Source organism: Collinsella sp. AM38-1BH, assembly GCF_003467545.1.
GTDB lineage: Bacteria > Actinomycetota > Coriobacteriia > Coriobacteriales > Coriobacteriaceae > Collinsella.
This window is the reverse complement of record NZ_QSHC01000001.1, coordinates 39,541-57,392: the sequence shown is the minus strand read 5'-3', so window position 1 is coordinate 57,392 and position 17,852 is coordinate 39,541. Positions and strand designations below refer to the sequence as shown.

Here is a 17,852-nt window from a genome sequence, read left to right as displayed (position 1 = left end):
GGGGTTGCTGGCGTCGCGTGAAGCGGCTTGCGGCGGCGACCTGGATGGTTGCGCGGGCGCGCCGCGGTGTTTGGGCGCCCATTGTCTCAAATATTCGTGGAGCTTACGTGCGCATACGGTTTCTAAACGGCGTTCGTCCTGAAAAACGCGCCGCTGGCAGAGAGTCTTGTCGCTTTAGTTTGGTGGTGTGCTACACTGCTACGGGCAAAAGCCACAGGCGTTGCCCTATTGCATAGAACGGGTGAACGATGCCCGATGTCAGTATCAACTTCGATGCCTTTTGGCGGGTTTGGCGGTGATCGATGAATATCGAGAACATGTTTGACAAGCCTGATGTCAAGCAGCTGGTCCACGCATTTAGCCTTTTGGACGACGAGAAGGATATCCAAGCGTTTTTGACCGATATCTGCACGCCGCGCGAGATTTGCGACCTTTCTCAGCGTTTGCAGGTTGCGCGCTATTTGGACGAGGGCGAGCCTTATGTTGAGGTTCAGGCCCGTACCGGCGCTTCGTCCACCACGGTGAGCCGCGTTTCAAAGGCGCTGAACGGCGAGTACGGTGGCTACCGCAAGATCCTCATTAAGTTGGAGGATGGCGAGTAGGCCAGCGACAACATTGAATTACGAAGAACCGTCCCTCCGGGGGCGGTTTTTATATGCCTGCAATCGGCTGGTGCGTTGGGTTCAGGTTGCTTTGTACCAAAAGATGGAACTGCGGTGGCAATGTGTCCGCTTGGGCGGGTAGGATGGATGCATTGATTATTGCGAACGGTTTGAGCGGAGGACCATGCCTGTTCGAATCTATACCACCAATGCCGGCACGGATTTGAGCGATGCCGAGTCGGCGCTGCTTGCCGACCTTATTGCCCGTCACGGGCGTGCCGTGTTGCTGGCACCAACGTTTGCCGAGCTCGATCTGTGCCGTCATGATGCGGCGGAAGCCGGCATTTCGCTGGGTATCGACTACAAGACACCCGCATCGTGGCTTCGCTCGCTTTGGGAGCTTTTGGGCGACGGGCGCGGTTTCGTCGACAACCTGCAACGTCAGATGCTGTTTTCGGATATGATTGCCCGCCGCGACGATGCCGACCTGCAGCCGCTTTCGCGTAGCCAGGGCACGGTGCGCATGCTCGCGCGCATGGCCCGCGATGTGCTGCCGGGTGTGGCGGGGACGACGGCCGAGCGATGCGGTGGCAACAATTGCCAGCCTGAGCCAAAAAGCGATGCCGAGGCTCGTGTGTTTGAGCTTTTGCGTGCCTACGCGGGCGGTTTGGACCGTCGAGATATGGTCGAGCCCTGCGAGGCAGCCGACATTATGGCCGGTGCCTTGGCCGATAGCCTGCCGGCGTGCGCCCGCGCCGTATGCGTGCGCGGTACCACGTCGTTTACGCACGGTCTACTCGAGCTGCTGTCTGCCGTGGCGAACAATGGGGGAGAGGTCGTCGTGCTGCTTGCCTGCGAGCAGGCGGCGATGCGCGAGGAGCTTGCCACGGCATTTGATGCCCGCGGTGTGCTGTTTGAGATCGCGCCGCTGGGGGAGGACGCCGTCGCGTCTGATGTCGCTTGCGGGGCCGCCGCTCAGCCTGCCTTTATTGAGGTCGCCGGCCCCCATGCCCGTGCTCATGTCTATGCGGACGCCATCGATAAGTTGGTGAAAGCGCACAAGGAGTCCAAGGCCGATAAAGCTACTGCAACGCCCGCCGACCCCGTGCGCGTGCTCGTCGTTTCTGCCCGGGCACCCCAGCTGTTCGGCGAGCTCGCCGCCCGTTTGGCGGCACGTCACATTGCGGCCGAGACGACTGAGTTCACGGCGTTTTCCCAGTCCATCGCGGGCAGGCAGTTTACGGCGCTCGCCAACCTGATCGAGCGTATGAAAGCCGCCGACGAGGGCACCGCTTCCAAGACTGAGTGGTGGCCCGCGCCGGAGCTTACCGACTGGATCTACAGTCCGCTTTCGGGCGCTGATGCCGTCAATGCCCGTACCTTCGATAAGAATATGCGTCTCTCGCGCAGCAAGACTACCGCGGGCGTCAAGAGCCTGCTGCAGAGCGTTCAGGGCCAGGTGAGGGGCGCGCGCAAGGCGACGAGCGACGATAACTGGTTTAAGAACGTACCGTGTGTGGTCTCGGACGTGTTCCAGGCGCTGTGGCGTGACAAGCCCGTGACGGCGCTTAAGGCCATGCTTGCCGTTGCCGAGGCGTTGCCCGATCGCGCTCTAGGCGGCCTTGACGGCCAGGCCCGTCGCCAGGCAGAGACGGCTTTGCTGCGCCATGCCATCGACATCCTTATGAACGATGCTCGCGCGCTCGACGTGTCGCAGGCCGCGACCGTGCCGGTTCTCGACGGCGTTCGAACCAAGGTGGACAAGCGCAGTACCGCCTACGATTACGAGACCTATGAGGTCGATCGCACACCACGAGCACAAGTGCGCTTCGCGTCGCTTGCCGATGCGTCGGTTCTTCGCCCTGGCAGCTACGATGCCGTGCTGTTTGCCGATGTCGACCTGGACAGCTATCCGCTTTCGCACGAAGAGGGCCCGCTTGCCACGTTGACAGCCGAGCTGCGCCGCGACGGCGTGTCTTTGGAGCCCGCTGCCCTGCTGCGCGTGCGCTTTGGCCGTGCGATGCAGGCGGCGAGCGGTCCGGTCGCGCTCGCCCGTGTGACGCACGATCGCCAGGCACGCGAGTGCTACCCGGCAGCCGTATGGACCGAGCTGTGGGCACATGCCGAGGCCGCTGGCGCTGCCAAGCCCATGCGCGTGGGCGAGGGCGATATCATCGCCGACTTTGATCCCGCTGCAGGCGAAGGTCTTAGGCGCGAGCGCGTGACCTGCGATGCTCCTCAGCATCTGAGCGATGAAGCCATTCCGTATCTGGTCCTGCGCCGTCGCGATGGCGAGGGTGAGGACGCGCCGCTCGTGCCGCGCCTGACGTCTGCCTCGCAGATCGAGGCCTATTCGACCTGCCCGCTATGCTGGTTCGTCTCGTACCGCGTGAAGCCCCAGTCGATCGACGCAGGCTTTGGCAATATGGAGAAGGGCAACTTTGTCCACGACGTGCTGGAACACCTGCACGCCCGTCTGCCCCAGGAGGGCATGGAGCGCGTGACGCCCGAGAACCTGCCACGTGCTCAGGAGCTGCTGCGCGAGGTCTTTGACGAGACCTTGGCCGAGCATGCCTCCAAGCGTGGCAACGAGGGCCCGCTGGTGCCGCTCTCTGCGGTGGAGGAGCGCCAGGTGGCCGAGATCTTGCCGCAGCTGGAGGGTGTGCTTGCCTACGAGTCCGAGGCACTTGCCCCCTTTGCCCCGCGCTACCTGGAGTTCGCCTTCAACGAGCTCAAGGTCGAGTATGCCGGTTGGCCGCTTGGCGGGCGCATCGATCGCGTGGACGTGGACGCCGAGAATCGTGCCGTGGTGATCGACTACAAGCATCGCACGGGCGTTGAGGAGTTTAAGCTCGCCGACCCTACGGTGCGCGACGAGGAATCGGGCACGGCGCCCATCGACGATCCACGCTGGTTGCCACCACATACCCAAACGCTCATCTACGCCCAGGCCATGCGCCGGGCGCTGGATTTGGACACCCGCGCGGCGCTCTACTTTTCGACCAAGGGTGGCAAGCCGGCGTTGCGCGGTGCTGCGAGCGCCGAGCTGCTCGAGGAAGAGCGCGGCGACGGTCGCATCCCGGGCCTTAAGAAAGGTTTCCCCGGCGAGGGTGGCAGCATGGACTTCGACGCCCTGCTCGATCGCGTTGAGGCTGGCATCGCCGAGCGCCTGCGCGAGCTCGAGGCAGGCAACGTTGCCGCCATCGACCCGACGTCGGCTCAGGCCGCGCATGCGCGCTGCTCGTATAACCACGAAGGAACGTTTGTAAGGAGGGACGTGTAGACCATGGATCTTTCGACTTTGATGCCGCAACAGCTGCAGATTGTCAAAACGCTCGACCGTCCGCTGTTTGTCTCGGCGGGCGCCGGTTCGGGCAAGACCTTTACCCTCACGCGCCGCATCGTCTACGCGCTCTCGCCCGAATCAGGTCCGTTCGTTGAGCATCTGGACCAGGTGCTCGCCATTACCTTTACCAAAGATGCCGCGGCCGAGATTCGCGACCGCGTGCGCCGTGCGCTTATCGACGAGGGCATGGACGAGGAAGCACTGACCGTCGACGACGCGTGGATCTCGACCATTCACGGCATGTGCTCGCGTATCCTGCGCGCGCATGCGCTGGAGCTGGGTATCGACCCCGAGTTCACGGTGCTCACCGATACCGACGAACTTATGGACCAAGCTGTTGAGCATGTGTTGGCCCGCGCGACGGCGCCCGATGCCGCCCCCGAGCTCGCGGCATCGCTCAAGGCCCTCTATGCCTGGTATCCCATGGCGGGCGAGGGCGGCCCCTTTGGCACCGGCACGACCATCAAGGGCCTGGTGCGCGACCTGCTGGAGCTGTCGAGCCAGTTGCCGGGCGGTATGGACGACGTGTGCGTGGCGCGCGGCCAGGCCGATACCTCGGCACTTGCCGATGCCTATCGTGCGGCGCTGGGCGCAAGCAAGGCCGCGACCGAGAAGGCGCAGACGGCGCTCGATGCCATCGACGCGTTCGAGGCGAGCGGCAAGACCATGGCCGATGCGGCGCGACTCATGATGTCGTGCACCATGCCGCGCGCGAGCAAGGCGTTCCCCAAGGAGCAGGTCGAGCTGCTCAAGGCGGAGGCTGCCGATGCATTTATCAATATCGTGCTTGCCTGCGGTGGCCCGGCGCTCGATGCGCTGGTGGGCTTGGCCCGCTCTGTAGAGGCTGAGTACCGCGCGCTGAAGGCTGCCCAGTCTGCCCTCGACAACAACGACCTGCTGCGCATGGCCTACGAGGCCCTGCGCGATTACCCGGCCATCCGAGTGGCATACGAGAGCCGCTTTAAGATGGTCATGATCGACGAGTTCCAGGATACCGACCAGATGCAGGTCGATCTGATCTGCTACCTGACGGGTGCGGGGGAGCGCGCGCTGTGCACCGTGGGCGATGCACAGCAGTCGATCTATCGCTTCCGCGGCGCCGAGGTCGAGGTGTTCCGTCGCCAGGAGCGCAAGGTAGGCGCTTCGGGCGCGGCGGCAGCTGCCAGCACCCCGGGCGCCGTCCTCGCTTCGTCCGAGGTGTCGGCCTCGTCCGGGGCACCGGCCGGTGAACTCGTCAAGCTCGTGCGCAACTTCCGCAGCCATGACGAGGTGCTGCGTTACGTGGCGCGCGTCTTCGATGGCGATGACGGCGGCCTGATGCAGGGCTTTTTGGATCTTGAGGCGAGCGACGGCCGCAAGGACACGCTGGTGGCAGACGCCTCGCGTCGCCAGGCCCTCTTTGTTGCCGGCGGCAGTACGCAGGAGCGCACACAGGCCAAGGCCCGTGCGATCGCCGAGCGCTTCCGCGCGCTTGCCGATGCCGGCCAGCCCCAGGGCGGCATGGTGCTGCTGCTGGGCCGCATGACCAACGCCGACGTCTACGCCCAGGCCTTCCGCGACCAGGGGCTCGACTGCGTCATCGCGGGCGGCTCGGTCTTTGCCCAAGCAGCCGAGGTGCAGACGGTGCGCGCCCTGGTTTGTGCGCTCGCCAATCCGGCCGATACGGCGCAGGGCCTTATGCCGCTGCTCGCCTCGCCGATGTTTGCACTCGGCGCCCAGGAGTTCCTGGCGCTGGCGACCAAACTCGACGATCAGACGGGCGAGACGTCGCGCCGCAACATCGATGCGGGCATCATGAGCGATTCCGATGTGCCGGGTTTGCAAGACTTGCCGCTCGTGACGCGCGCCCGCGAGGTGCTGCGGTATGCGCTTCGTCGCGTTGGCCGCGATTCGTTCGCCGCCATCGCGCGCGACGTGGTCAACGCCTCCGGCTGGTTTGTACGTCTGGCACAGCGTGGTCCCGAGGGCAAGGCCATTGCCGCCAACGTGCTCAAGGCGCTCGATGCCGTGGCCGAGGCGGAGGCCGAGTTCGGCAACTCGCCGCGTTCCATCGCGCTGGCCTTCGACCGCTTCTTGGCGGGCAAGGAAGCCCCGGGTGCCCTCAACGAGGGGGGCGACGGCGCGGTGCGCATCATGACGGTGCATGCCTCCAAGGGTCTGGAATATCCGGTCGTGGCGGTCGCCGAGTGCTTTGGCGTGCGTAAGTCCTCGGGTGCGGCACAGATGGGTCGCGTCGAGGGCGGAGCACAGGTCGTGGCACTGCCGGCACGTTTCGACGGCGTTAAGCTCGCCGACGGTACCTTTGTGAAGGGCGACGACGTCAAAAAGCAGTTTGAGCATGCGTTTAAGGGCAAGGGCACGTCGCTGTGGCTGCCGCCGGAGCTCATGGAGGACGTCTGTGCGACGGGCTCTCCCGCCGAGGCATTTGCCCGCCTGCGCAACGACGACCTGCGGCTTTCGCTCGAGGAGCGGGCCCGCTTGCTCTACGTTGCCATGACGCGTGCGCGCGAGCTGGTGATCTTGGCGATGGATGCTGGCGTGAGCCGTGGCAAGGTGACGGCGCCGACCTTCGATGTCGAGACCGATCTGACCTACGACGTGCTGCGCCGTATTTTGCCGACCGACGCTCTGGACATGCCGCAGCTCGATGCCGACCGCCTGGTGTTCGACAACTCCCAGCCGGGCGACTACGAGCTCATTTCGCTTTCGGACTTTACCTTTGGCGAGCAGGCGTTTGAGGCCAACGCTTCGCTGGATGCCGAGGGCAGGCTTGTTCGTGGCGATGCCGATGCCGCCGATAATGCTGCGCGCTCAACCGTCCCCGGTCCTGCCGACCCCAAGCCCGATTCGTTTGAGCTTGTGTATTCCCAGGCAGTGGGCGTGCGCATGGGCATCTGTCCGTATCCGATGCGTGATTCGTATAGCTACTCGTCAATCGCCGCGGCGCTCCATGCCGAGACGGAAGATCGTGCCGCCGAGGCACACGTGCCCATGGACGAGGCCGGCGATGATGCGGAGTCGGATGGCTCGGAGATGACGGATGCAGACGTGGCTGCCGTTGAGCCCGCCGGCAACCCCATGGCGCTGGGCTCGGCGTTCCATGCCGCCTGCCAGTGGCTGATCGAGATGGGTGCCGATGCGCTGCCCGCTGAGCGTGCCGATGCGCTGGCGCGCCTGTGGTGCCTGACGCCGGAGCAGCGTGAGCGCTTCGACGTTGCCCTGGACCGCTGGCTCAAGTCGGCTGTTCGTGCCGACTTGCTCGCGTGGCCGTGCGTTCGCGCCGAGGTGCCGTTCTTTTCACTGGGCTGCGAGGACGAGGACATCGCTCGCTACGGTGCTTATGCCGAGGGCGCCATCGACGCTTTGGCGACGAACCCGGCGGATTCGTCATGTGCGCTGGTCATCGACTACAAGACGGGCGGCGCGCCGGACGAGACGCCGGAACAGCTGCAGGAGAAGCACGCCCTGCAGGCGCGCGTCTACGCCGACGTTCTGCGCAGGGCGGGCTTTGAGGCTGTGACCGTCAAGTTCGTTCGCGTGGAGCAGGCCGATCCGACTCTCTTCGTCAATCCCGCCGAGCCCCAAGTAGTCACCTACAATCTCTAGCCCTCAGATAGCTTGCGGTGGAATAGTTCCTGTATTGCGGCCCAGATGGCCCAAGCGGGAACTATTTCACCGCAACTCAAGAGGAGCCGTGTGGGTTTGGCTAGGTTCGGGTGCTGTCCGTGCCGTGGGGTAAAATCGTTCAGTCAGAACACGAACCCGCATCGGAGCTCATCACATGGCATTCGTCCATCTGCACAACCACACTGTCTTTTCCATGCTCGACGGCGCAACCCGTATCCAGGATATGGTCAACCGTGCCGTTGAGCTGGGCATGCCCGCCGTGGCCATTACCGACCACGGCTACATGTATGGCGTGCCCGACCTGGCGCTGGCCTGCGACGCCGTCAACCACAACACGCCCGAGTACAAAACCTGGAGCCACGACAAGGCCTTCCTGGAAAAGGACCGCCGCGACGAGCTGGTGGAGCCCGATCCCGAGGAAAACCCGCGCGAGCATGCCCAGTATGTGAAGGACATGGCCATGTGGGACGAGAAGGGCAACATCGACGAGCTCAAGCCGCCCCTGGTCATCAAGCCCATCTTTGGCTGCGAGGTCTACTTTACGCCGGACGAGACCCTTGCTCGCGACCACAAGCCCGAGCTCTACCACATGATCCTTCTGGCCAAGGACCAGGAGGGCTACGTCAACCTGATGCAGACGGTTTCCGAGGCCGCCGTGCAGGGCTTTTACTACAAGCCGCGCGTGACGCTCGACAACCTGCGCCGCCACGCCAAGGGCATGATCTGCACGAGCGCCTGCATCGCGGGCATCATCCCCAAGTACATCGACCGCGGTGACATGGAGGGCGCCATCAAGTGGGCCGAGACCTTCCGTGACACCTTCGAGCCCGGCGACTTCTACATCGAGATCCAGGAACACGGCATCACCACCGACAACGGCCTGACCGACGAGCAGATGGACCGCACGCTCATCGACATCGCCAAGCAGGTGGGCGTCAAGGTCATCGCCACCAACGACTTCCACTACCTGCGCCGCGAGGACGCGCCCGTGCAGGACGTCATCATGTGCATTGGCATGAACGCCAAGGTCGACGACCCTAACCGCATGCGCATGACCGGCTCGGAGTTTTACATGAAGACCGAGGAGGAGATGCGGGCGATGTTCCCGTATTGCCCCGAGGCCTGCGACAACACGCTCGAGATCGCCGACAAGTGCTACGTTGAGCTGGACTGGGACTCCATCATCCTGCCGCGCTTCCCGTTGCTCGATCCCGGCGAGACGCACGAGAGCCAGTTCCGCCGCGAGTGCGAGAAGGGCCTGCGCCAGCACTACGGTGACGACTGGGCCACGCGCGAGATCGGCGGCGTCAACATCAAAGAGCGCTTTGAGTACGAATACAAGGTCATCTGCGACAAGGGCTTTGCCGCCTACTTTTTGATCGTTGCCGAGTACGTGCAATGGGCCAAGGACAACGGCATCGGCGTCGGCCCCGGCCGTGGCTCGGCCGCCGGCGCTATCGTCGCCTACGCCATGAACATCACCGCGTTCGACCCGCTCGAGAACGGCCTGATGTTCGAGAGGTTCCTGTCCCCGCAGCGTACCGAGATGCCCGATATCGATATGGACTTCGACGATGAGCGGCGCCTCGAGGTCGTGGAGCACGTTCGCCAGCTCTACGGCCCCGAGAAGGTTACCCACGTCATCACCTACTCGACCATTAAGGCCAAGCAGGCCATCAACGACGCCGCGCGCGTCCTGGACTACCCGGTCTACATGGGCCAGCGCCTGTCCAAGATGGTCTCGAGCGACCCCAAGGTCAAGCTCAAGCAGGTGCTCGAAAAGCAACCCGGCAAAGAGGATCTGTTTAACCCCGACTTTGCCGAGGCCTATAAAAAGGACGACGACGCCCGCCGCATCATCGACACGGCGCTCTCGATCGAGGGCCTTACCCGTGGCGAGGGCGTGCACGCGTGCGCCGTTCTGATTTGCCGCGACCCCGTCAACGAGCACGTGCCCACCAAGCTCGATACCAAGGGCGGCGTCGAGATTACCCAGTACGAGGGCCATACCGTTGCCGACATGGGCCTGCTCAAGATGGACTTCCTGGGTCTGCGTACGCTGACGGTTATCTCCAAGGCCAAGGCCAACATCAAAAAGAACTTCGGCATCGACATCAAAGAGGAAGAGATTCCCTTTGACGACCCCGAGATCTTTAAGCTCATGGGCTCCGGCCACACCGCCGGCGTCTTCCAGGTCGAGTCCGCCGGCATGACGGCCACGATCAAGAACATGAAGCCCACCGAGTACAAGCACGTCGTGGCATTGATCGCTCTGTACCGCCCGGGACCGCTGGGCGCCGGCATGGTTTCGTCCTATATCAACCGTATGAACGGCAAGGAACCGGCTGTCTCCTACGACGACCGTCTGGACGACATCCTGGGCGAAACCTACGGCACCATGGTCTATCAGGAGCAGGTTATGCTCATCTCCGTCGAGATGTGCGGCTTCTCCAAGGGCGAATCGGACTCGCGTATCCGTAAGCCCGTGGCTAAGAAAAAGATCAAGCTGCTCACGTCGACGGTGCTCCACTGGGAGGATGGCTCGGACGAGACCACCTACGACCACTGGATGAACGGCGCTATCAAGAACAACTACACGCGCGAGGTCGCCCAGAAGATTTGGGACGATGTTCTTGAGTTCGCGTCCTACGCCTTTAACAAGTCGCACTCCGCCGGCTACGCCATCCTGGTTATGCAGACGGCGTGGCTCAAGGCGCACTATCCGCACGAGTACATGGCGGCCGTTCTGACGTCCTATACGGGCAAGACCGACAAGATCGTTCACTACGTCTCGGCGTGCCGTCACGACGGCATCCCCGTGCTGTCGCCAGATGTCAACGAGTCCGGTACTGAGTTCACGGCTACCAAGGAGGGCGTGCGCTTTGGTCTGGCCGGCATCCGCGGCGTGGGCACCGGCGTGGCGCAGGCGATTATCGCCGAGCGCGAGGCGGGCGGTCCGTTTAAGACGCTGCACGACTTTGTCGAGCGCGTGGACTCGAGCCAGGCCAACCGCCGTGTGATCGAATCGCTCATCAAGGCAGGCGCCTTCGACTCCACGGGGTATCCGCGTCGCCAGATGATGCACTTTGTGGATAAGAACAACCCTGAGAACATCATCGATGCCGCGGTGAAGCGCCAGAAGGATCGTGCGAGCGGCCAGACGTCGTTCTTCGACATGTTTGGTGATGTTGAGGGCTCGGGCTTTGAGGTGAGCGTGCCCGATCCGGATGGCCAGGAGTGGGACCGCCACCTTAAGTTGAGCCAGGAGAAGGAGGTTCTGGGCATCTATGTCTCGGACCACCCGCTGCGCCCGTTTGAGTATGCGCTGGCCAAGGCACGCGACTTCTCGTTCTCGCAGATCGACACTGGCTACGAAGTTCAGAATCCTACGGGCGGTACCATCAACCAGGAGATTCCCGAGGGCAAGGCGCTGTGGTGGGCCGGCATGGTCTCGAGCGTGTCCAAGCGCGTGACCAAAAACGGCGACCCCATGGGCATCGTGCAGCTCGAAGACATGGAAGGCGAGGCCACGGTCGTGGTGTTCCCCAAGACCTACAAGGAGGCCGAGGGGTATCTGTATGGCGAGGTCGATCCCGAGACCGGCGCGCAGCTGTCCGACGCGTTTGTGCGCATTAAGGGCAAGCTCGAGCGCTCGGACCGCGGCGACCAGATCATTGCGCAGGAGATTGTGCCGCTGGAGCTTAGCGAGGAGAAAAACAAGCCCAAGGTCTTTGAGGTCATGGTGCCCAACAGCCGATTTAGCCAGGGCAATATGGCGCGCCTGGCCACGGTGCTCACCACCAACCCGGGCGGCGACCGCGTGGAGATCTTTATTGAGCAAGTCGACGGGCGCGTGCTGCGTGCCGAGGTGCCGGCCAAGGTCAATGCACGCTCGATTCCGCTGCTGGCAGAGGCAAAGGCCATCGTCGGCAACCAAGGCCGCGTGACGGTTATCTAAGCTACCCCGGGTGAGATTGGAGGAAGTGATGGCGCAGGGGACGTTTGTGCAGGCGCTCCGGAAAGAGGCGGCGCTGAGTGGCACCTTTATGAAGGGGCGTTCGCTCATGCTCAACGGCGCCGTGCTGTCGATCGAGGACAGCGGCTCGCGCTTCTCCAAAAACGTGACGGTTGAGGGCTCGGTGCGCGGTTCGCGTGGCGACCTGTACAAGACGCGCGTGGCGCTCGACATGGACGAGCACGAGGTGATCGACTACGACTGCGATTGCCCCGCTGCCTATCGCTACCCCGGCATGTGCAAGCACGCTATTGCCACGGCTCTGGCGTATTTGGATGCCAGCGGCGCCGAGCCCGTCGAAGGTTTGCGCACGCCGGTCCGCACGTTTGCGGCGCAGCCGAAACAGCCCGCGCGCAACGCGCCCAAAGCGCCGGCCGTCAATCCCAACTTTCCCTTTCCGGCGCCCGTCCCCACGAGTCCCAGCCTCATGGCGGCGCTCTCCGATCTTTCGGACGCGCGCATGGATGAGCTGGCGAGCATGCGCCGCAAGCTCGCCGGCAGTGTGGATCCCGATGCCCCCAAGGCGGTGTTGGAGCCCTCGCTGGTGCCGTATTACAATCCACTGTTTGCCGAGCGCTTTAGCTGGGCGCTCGAGCTTCGCATTCGCTGTGGATCGGTCTCCTACGTGGTCAAGGACATCGACGGCATGGCCGATGCCTACGTGCGCGGCGGCACCTTCTCGTACGGCAAGAAGCTCACGTTTGTCCATACGCCCGAAGCCTTCGAAGACGTGTCGACAAAGCTGCTCAACCTTGTCGTGACGACAGTTGCCTATCTCGATGACATCACAAGCTCGCGTTCGGCGTCGTACGACTTTGCCCGCAGCGGTTTTGTCGCCGAGCGTCAGTTGCCGCTGTCCGAGCATAGCATCGTATATGTGCTGGACCTGTTGCGCGGCCAGACCATCTCTTTTGAGCCCGCCTGGTCGCGGGGGACGACGACGCATCGCACCTATGACGTGGCGGTTGAGATGCCTCCGGAAGGGGAGGACGAGGCGCTGTCTGAGCGCCCACCGCTCCTTGCCGCCAAAATCGCGCCGGCGGCTGGTGGCAGCTACGATCTACGCCTGCCGGCCGATGCATACTGCTTTGCTTCGGGCGACGTTGCCTATCTGGTCGACACCCGCCGTGCGCGCCGCGCCGATGTAGCGTTTGCCCAGCATGCGGCGCCGTTCCTATCGCGCTTACTGCCCTGTCGCACGCCGATCCATATCGCTGTCGACCAGGTGGGGGAGTTCTGTCGTATGGCGCTGCCCATTTTGCGCGACTATACCGACCTTACCGCGCCCGCCGCGCTCGATACCGTGGCGCCCGAGCCGAGCTTTGCTATGGCGATCGGCGTCGACGATGGGCTTGTGACCTGCAAAATTACGGTTGCCTACGGCGACTGGTCGGCAGATCTCTTTAGCCTGGGCGCTCCGGGCAGCCCCTTCGAAGAGCAACGCCCCGGCGTGCCGCCCCGCGACGAGGTGGCAGAGTTTCGTGTTATGGACACGGCGGCCCTGTACTTCGATTTCTACGAGGGCGGTCTGGCGTTTGAGGAGCGCGATGACGAGAGCTTGTTCTGCCTGCTGACCGAGGGCCTGTCCGCCCTGTCCGAGCTGGGTGAGGTCATGCTCAGCGACCGTCTGCGCCAGATTTCGGTGCGACCCGCGCCCAAGCTCTCGGTTCGTGCGACCGTCAAGAGCAATCTGCTCGACGTCGAACTGGGCGCGAGCGGCCTTTCGGCGTCAGACCTTGCCATCTACCTCGACTCCTACAAGCGTCACCAGACGTTTGCGCGCCTTACGTCCGGCGACATCATTCGTTTGGACGAGGGTGCCCGAGCCGCGTTTGGCCTTGCCGAGGATCTGGGGGTCGATGCTGTTGACCTGCTCGACGGCGTGTCGCTTCCCGCGTCGAGCACCCTGTTCGTCGATAGCATGCTCGCGCGCACGCCCGCGCTCGAGGCCGATCGCGACGCTGCGTTCCGCCGCACCGTCGAGCGCTTGGATACGCTCGGCAAGATGGACTTTACGGTGCCGGCATCGCTCAAGGCAACGATGCGCGGCTACCAGGTCGACGGATACCAGTGGCTCGGCTCGCTCGAACACCTGGGCCTTGGCGGCATCTTGGCCGACGACATGGGCCTGGGCAAAACGCTGCAGATGATCGCGCATATCCTGGCGCGCGTGGAAGCGGGGGACATTAAGCCCACGCTTGTGGTGTGCCCTGCGTCGCTCGTGTACAACTGGACTGCCGAGCTGGAGCGCTTCGCCCCGTCGCTCGATGTGTGCGCCATCGTGGGCGCCAAGGCCCAGCGTCGCGTGCAAATCGCCGGCGTGGCCGAGCATAACGTGGTCGTGACGTCGTATGACCTTATGCGGCGCGATATCGACGAGTACGTCGAGCAGGACTTTGCCCGCGTGGTACTCGATGAGGCCCAGTACATTAAAAACCCGCTCACCCAGGTGGCGCGTGCCACCAAGCGCCTGCCGGCCGGCGTGCGCTTTGCCCTGACGGGCACGCCCATCGAAAACCGCCTATCCGAGCTCTGGAGCATCTTCGACTTTTTGATGCCGGGCCTACTTGGCACGCGCGAGTCGTTTGCCAAGCGCTTCGAAAGCCCGGTCGAGCATGCCGAGGGCGACAGTGCCGCCCGCCTGCAAGCGCTCGTGTCGCCGTTTGTGCTGCGCCGTGTCAAGGAAGACGTGGTGGCCGACCTGCCCGAGAAGATCGAGGATACGGTCATGGCGCAGCTTACCGGCGAGCAGCGCAAGCTCTACCTGGCCAACCAGGACCGCATCGCCCAACAGGTGCAGCACCGCGAGTCATCCGAGTTTAAGAAAGACAAGCTCAAGGTGCTCGCCGAGCTCACCAAGCTGCGCCAGATCTGCTGCGACCCGCGTCTGCACTACGAGGATTACAAGGCGGGGAGCGCCAAACTCGATACGTGCATGGAGCTCGTGCACGGCGCACTCGACGGCGGGCATCGCATCCTGTTGTTCAGCCAGTTTACGGGTATGCTCGATATCATCGGTAAGCGCTTGGCCAAGGAGGACATCGACTTCTTTAAGCTCACGGGCGCTTCGTCTAAGGAGAGCCGCGCCAAGATGGTCGCGCAGTTCCAGGAGGGCGAGGTTCCGGTCTTTTTGATTTCGCTCAAGGCGGGCGGCGTGGGCCTTAACCTGACGGCTGCCGACGTGGTCATCCACTACGACCCGTGGTGGAACGTGGCGGCGCAGGACCAAGCAACTGACCGTGCACACCGTATTGGCCAGCAACATACCGTGACCGTGTACAAGCTCATCGCCAAGGACACGATCGAGGAACGCATTATGCGGATGCAGGAGTCTAAGCGCGACCTGGTCAACAGCGTACTCGGCGGCGACGGCATCTCGTCGGCACTGTTCACGCGCGAGGATGTTCTGGCGCTGCTCGGCGGCGACGGGCGTTAACCCGCTCGGGTGAGGCCGCCAGGGCGGATAGCCCGCGCTGTCCCATCGTCCCCGCTCGTTATGTGTTCATTTGCAATGCCGTGGATGGTTTGTCTGCCTTTGGGCATAAGAACCATCAAGAACATTGGCACATCAGCAAAGGAGAACATCATGGCGAAATTCTTTAAGGACCCCGACGGCAAGCTCATCGCTGCCCTTGGCGACGACGTTGCGACCCCTGCCGGTTGCACGGAGCTGACCGCAAACACTGAGGACGCGGCGCATGAGAAGCACGTGCCTGTTGTCGAGACCGAGCGTGACGGTCACGTGATTCGCGCCCGAGTTGGCTCGGTCGAGCACCCCAGCCTGCCCGAGCACTACATTGAGTGGATCGCCCTTGAGGCCGAGGGCCGCTTAGAGGTCCATTACCTTGAGCCCGGCATGAAACCCGCGACGTTTTTCGCGGGCGGCTCCAAGACCGGTACCGTCTATGCCTACTGCAACCTGCACGGGCTGTGGTCCGCGACATTCTAGGAGCGCGCCCCCGCTCGGGGTATCATAGCTAGCATATGCACATGCAAGCGCCGGCTGCATTATGCGGCCGGCGCTTTTACTACGATTTCGATGGTTTACGACGGAAAGGGCTGGGCCATGAAGCTCGCGCTTGCACAGATCGATATGCGCCTGGGTGATATTGAGGGCATTTGCGGCCGCATTGAGGACCAGGCTCGTCTGGCCCACGAGCGCGGGGCGCGCGTGCTGTGCGTTCCGGCTCCGCTCTTTATGGGCGCCATGCCCGGTGGCCTGGTGGGCGCTGCCGACTTTGAGCACGACATGCTTGCCGGCTTGACTGGTGTCGCCGAGCGTATCCAGGAGCTTGACATGATCTGCATCGTGCCCGCGGCGGTTTCGTTTGAGGGCCAACCGCTGCTCGACTACATGATGCTCAAGGACGGTCATGTGGTGCCGGCGCGTTCGAGCATTGCCTTGCAGCGTGGCGAGAACAACGACACGCGTTGGGCGCCGCCGGTGTTCGACGTGGACGGCGTGCGCATCGCCGTAATTTTTGACTTGGACCGCGAACTCGAGATGTTGCCGACCGGTGTTGACCTCATTGCGTATTTCCAATTCAACGCGTTTGACATGACCGACCGCGAGACTGTTGCCATTGCCGCCGTTCGCAGCGGCGCCTACCGCAAGGTCGCCTCCAAGCGCAGCGTGTGGTTTGCCTGCATGGCGCCGGTCGGTGCCTATGACGAGTCGGTGTATACCGGCGGTTCGTTTGTGCTCGACGACTGCGGTCGCGTGGTGGCCCAGGCGCCGTGCTTTGAGGAGAGCCTGCTGGTTCAGGAGATTCAGCGCGGCGTGATGCTCGATGCCCTGGAGGATCACGAACTGCCCGAGTTCCGTTCCGAGGAGTGGCTGTGGCAGGCGCTGGTGCTCGCCGTGCGCGACAACGCCCGAGCCCACGGTGCGTCGCGTGCTGTGGTGGCACTCGAGGGTGACTTGCCGTCGTCCCTGCTGGCGGCGCTGGCCGTCGACGCTCTGGGCCCGCGCAATGTGATTGGCCTGGTGCTGGGGCGCAACCGTATCTTTACGCCGGCGCAGGAAGAAGCCGAGGCTGCCCGCTGTGCCGCCGTCCGCGCCATCGCCGAGCGTCTGCACATTCGCACCGTCGAGCGCGATGCACCGGATGCGGCGCGCGTGCTCGATCGCGACGTGTCGGCGGGCGATGCCGAGCGCCTGCGCTCGCGCACGCTGGGCCTGATGCTGGAGGATACGGCGCTCGAGCTGGGTGCGATGGCGCTGAGCCCGCTGTCCAAAACCGAGTACGCGCTGGCGGCGCCGGCGCTTTGCGGCGGCTACCAGGGCGACTTTGCGCCCTTTGGCGATGTGTACCTGTCGACGCTTGAGTTTGTGGCGCGTGTGCGCAACCGCACGTCTGCCGTGGTGCCCCAAGAGCTCGTGACGCTCAACGCAGTGGAAGATTGTATGGAGCGCGTGCTGGCGCAGGCGCTCTCGACGCTCGACGGTCCGGTCGATATGCTCGACCGTGCGGCACAGCTGCTCGGCGGGCTTGAGCCGGGTGAGGTCGATGGCGCGCTCGAGGCGCACGTGGACCGCAATCGATCTTTCGACGACATCCCGATGGCCGCTGGCAAGCCTGAGGCCTGCTCGCTGCTGCTGATGCTCGTTCGACAGGGTGAGGCTGCCCGCCGCATGTTGCCGATGGCGCCGATCGTCTCGGCCCGTTCGTTTGCCGAGCGTGCCTGGCCGTATATGCTCGCGTGGTCCGACCTGGGGCTTAACGGCAAGGAGCGTATGACGGTCGATTCGCTGGCGCGCGCCGAGGTGCGCCGTTTTGCTGACGAGGATACGAGCGAGCGCGTGCGAAACGAGATGATGGGCGTGCTGGGCGAGCTACTGGGTATTTCGCCCGAGCAAATGGAGGAGCTGCGCTCTGAGGACGGTCAGCGTCGTTTACACGAGGGAATGAAAAAGTTCGAGGGCGAGGTTCAGGACGCCATCGATAAGATGATGGGCGGCCAGGGTGGCCCGCAGGGTGGGCCCCAGGGTGGCCCGATGCCGCATCCGCCGGTTGATCCCCGACAATTTCCGTTCTTCTCTCAGAACTAGGTCGCTGCGCGCCCGCCAGAGCGGCAATCTGCCTTTCAATCGTCGGACATGACCGCCAGGTCAATGCCCTCCTCTTTCAAGGCACCTTGCTCGCTCTGGCGGGCGCTCGCTTGCGTATACTCAACCTACAATTCGATCTCGGCTGACTTATAGGGCTAGCGTTGTGTTATTCTAGAACAGACGTTCGTGAATGATGCGCGGGGCCTTGTC

The 17,852-nt window shown here is 63.5% G+C and carries 7 protein-coding genes; all 7 read left to right on the top strand.

All coding sequences use genetic code 11. The annotated features are described in order from the left end of the window. The first annotated feature begins 302 nt into the window (after nucleotides 1-302). The 7 genes from DW870_RS00180 to DW870_RS00150 all read left to right on the top strand — a co-directional run bounded on the left by DW870_RS00180 (nucleotide 303) and on the right by DW870_RS00150 (nucleotide 17,642). Nucleotides 303-602, top strand: coding sequence for a YerC/YecD family TrpR-related protein (locus DW870_RS00180; protein WP_022094855.1), 300 nt, complete (start codon nucleotides 303-305; stop codon nucleotides 600-602). 184 nt (nucleotides 603-786) lie between these two features. Then, entirely contained in the window at nucleotides 787-3,885 is a 3,099-nt protein-coding gene (locus DW870_RS00175) for a PD-(D/E)XK nuclease family protein (protein ID WP_117769521.1), read from the top strand. A gap of 3 nt (nucleotides 3,886-3,888) precedes the next feature. Continuing rightward, on the top strand, nucleotides 3,889-7,554 hold the full coding sequence (locus tag DW870_RS00170; protein ID WP_117848434.1) for a UvrD-helicase domain-containing protein: 3,666 nt from the start codon (nucleotides 3,889-3,891) through the stop codon (nucleotides 7,552-7,554). 175 nt (nucleotides 7,555-7,729) lie between these two features. Continuing rightward, a complete protein-coding gene (gene dnaE, locus DW870_RS00165; RefSeq protein ID WP_117769525.1) occupies nucleotides 7,730-11,533 on the top strand; it encodes a DNA polymerase III subunit alpha in 3,804 nt (1,267 codons plus the stop codon). A gap of 28 nt (nucleotides 11,534-11,561) precedes the next feature. After that, entirely contained in the window at nucleotides 11,562-15,026 is a 3,465-nt protein-coding gene (locus tag DW870_RS00160) for an SNF2-related protein (RefSeq protein WP_117769527.1), read from the top strand. A 150-nt stretch (nucleotides 15,027-15,176) separates the two neighbouring features. Further along, nucleotides 15,177-15,539: a desulfoferrodoxin family protein gene (locus tag DW870_RS00155; RefSeq protein WP_055285739.1), complete on the top strand. Its 363-nt coding sequence runs from the start codon at nucleotides 15,177-15,179 to the stop codon at nucleotides 15,537-15,539. A gap of 117 nt (nucleotides 15,540-15,656) precedes the next feature. Then, nucleotides 15,657-17,642: a hypothetical protein gene (locus DW870_RS00150; RefSeq protein ID WP_158556880.1), complete on the top strand. Its 1,986-nt coding sequence runs from the start codon at nucleotides 15,657-15,659 to the stop codon at nucleotides 17,640-17,642. Nucleotides 17,643-17,852: the final 210 nt, after the last annotated feature.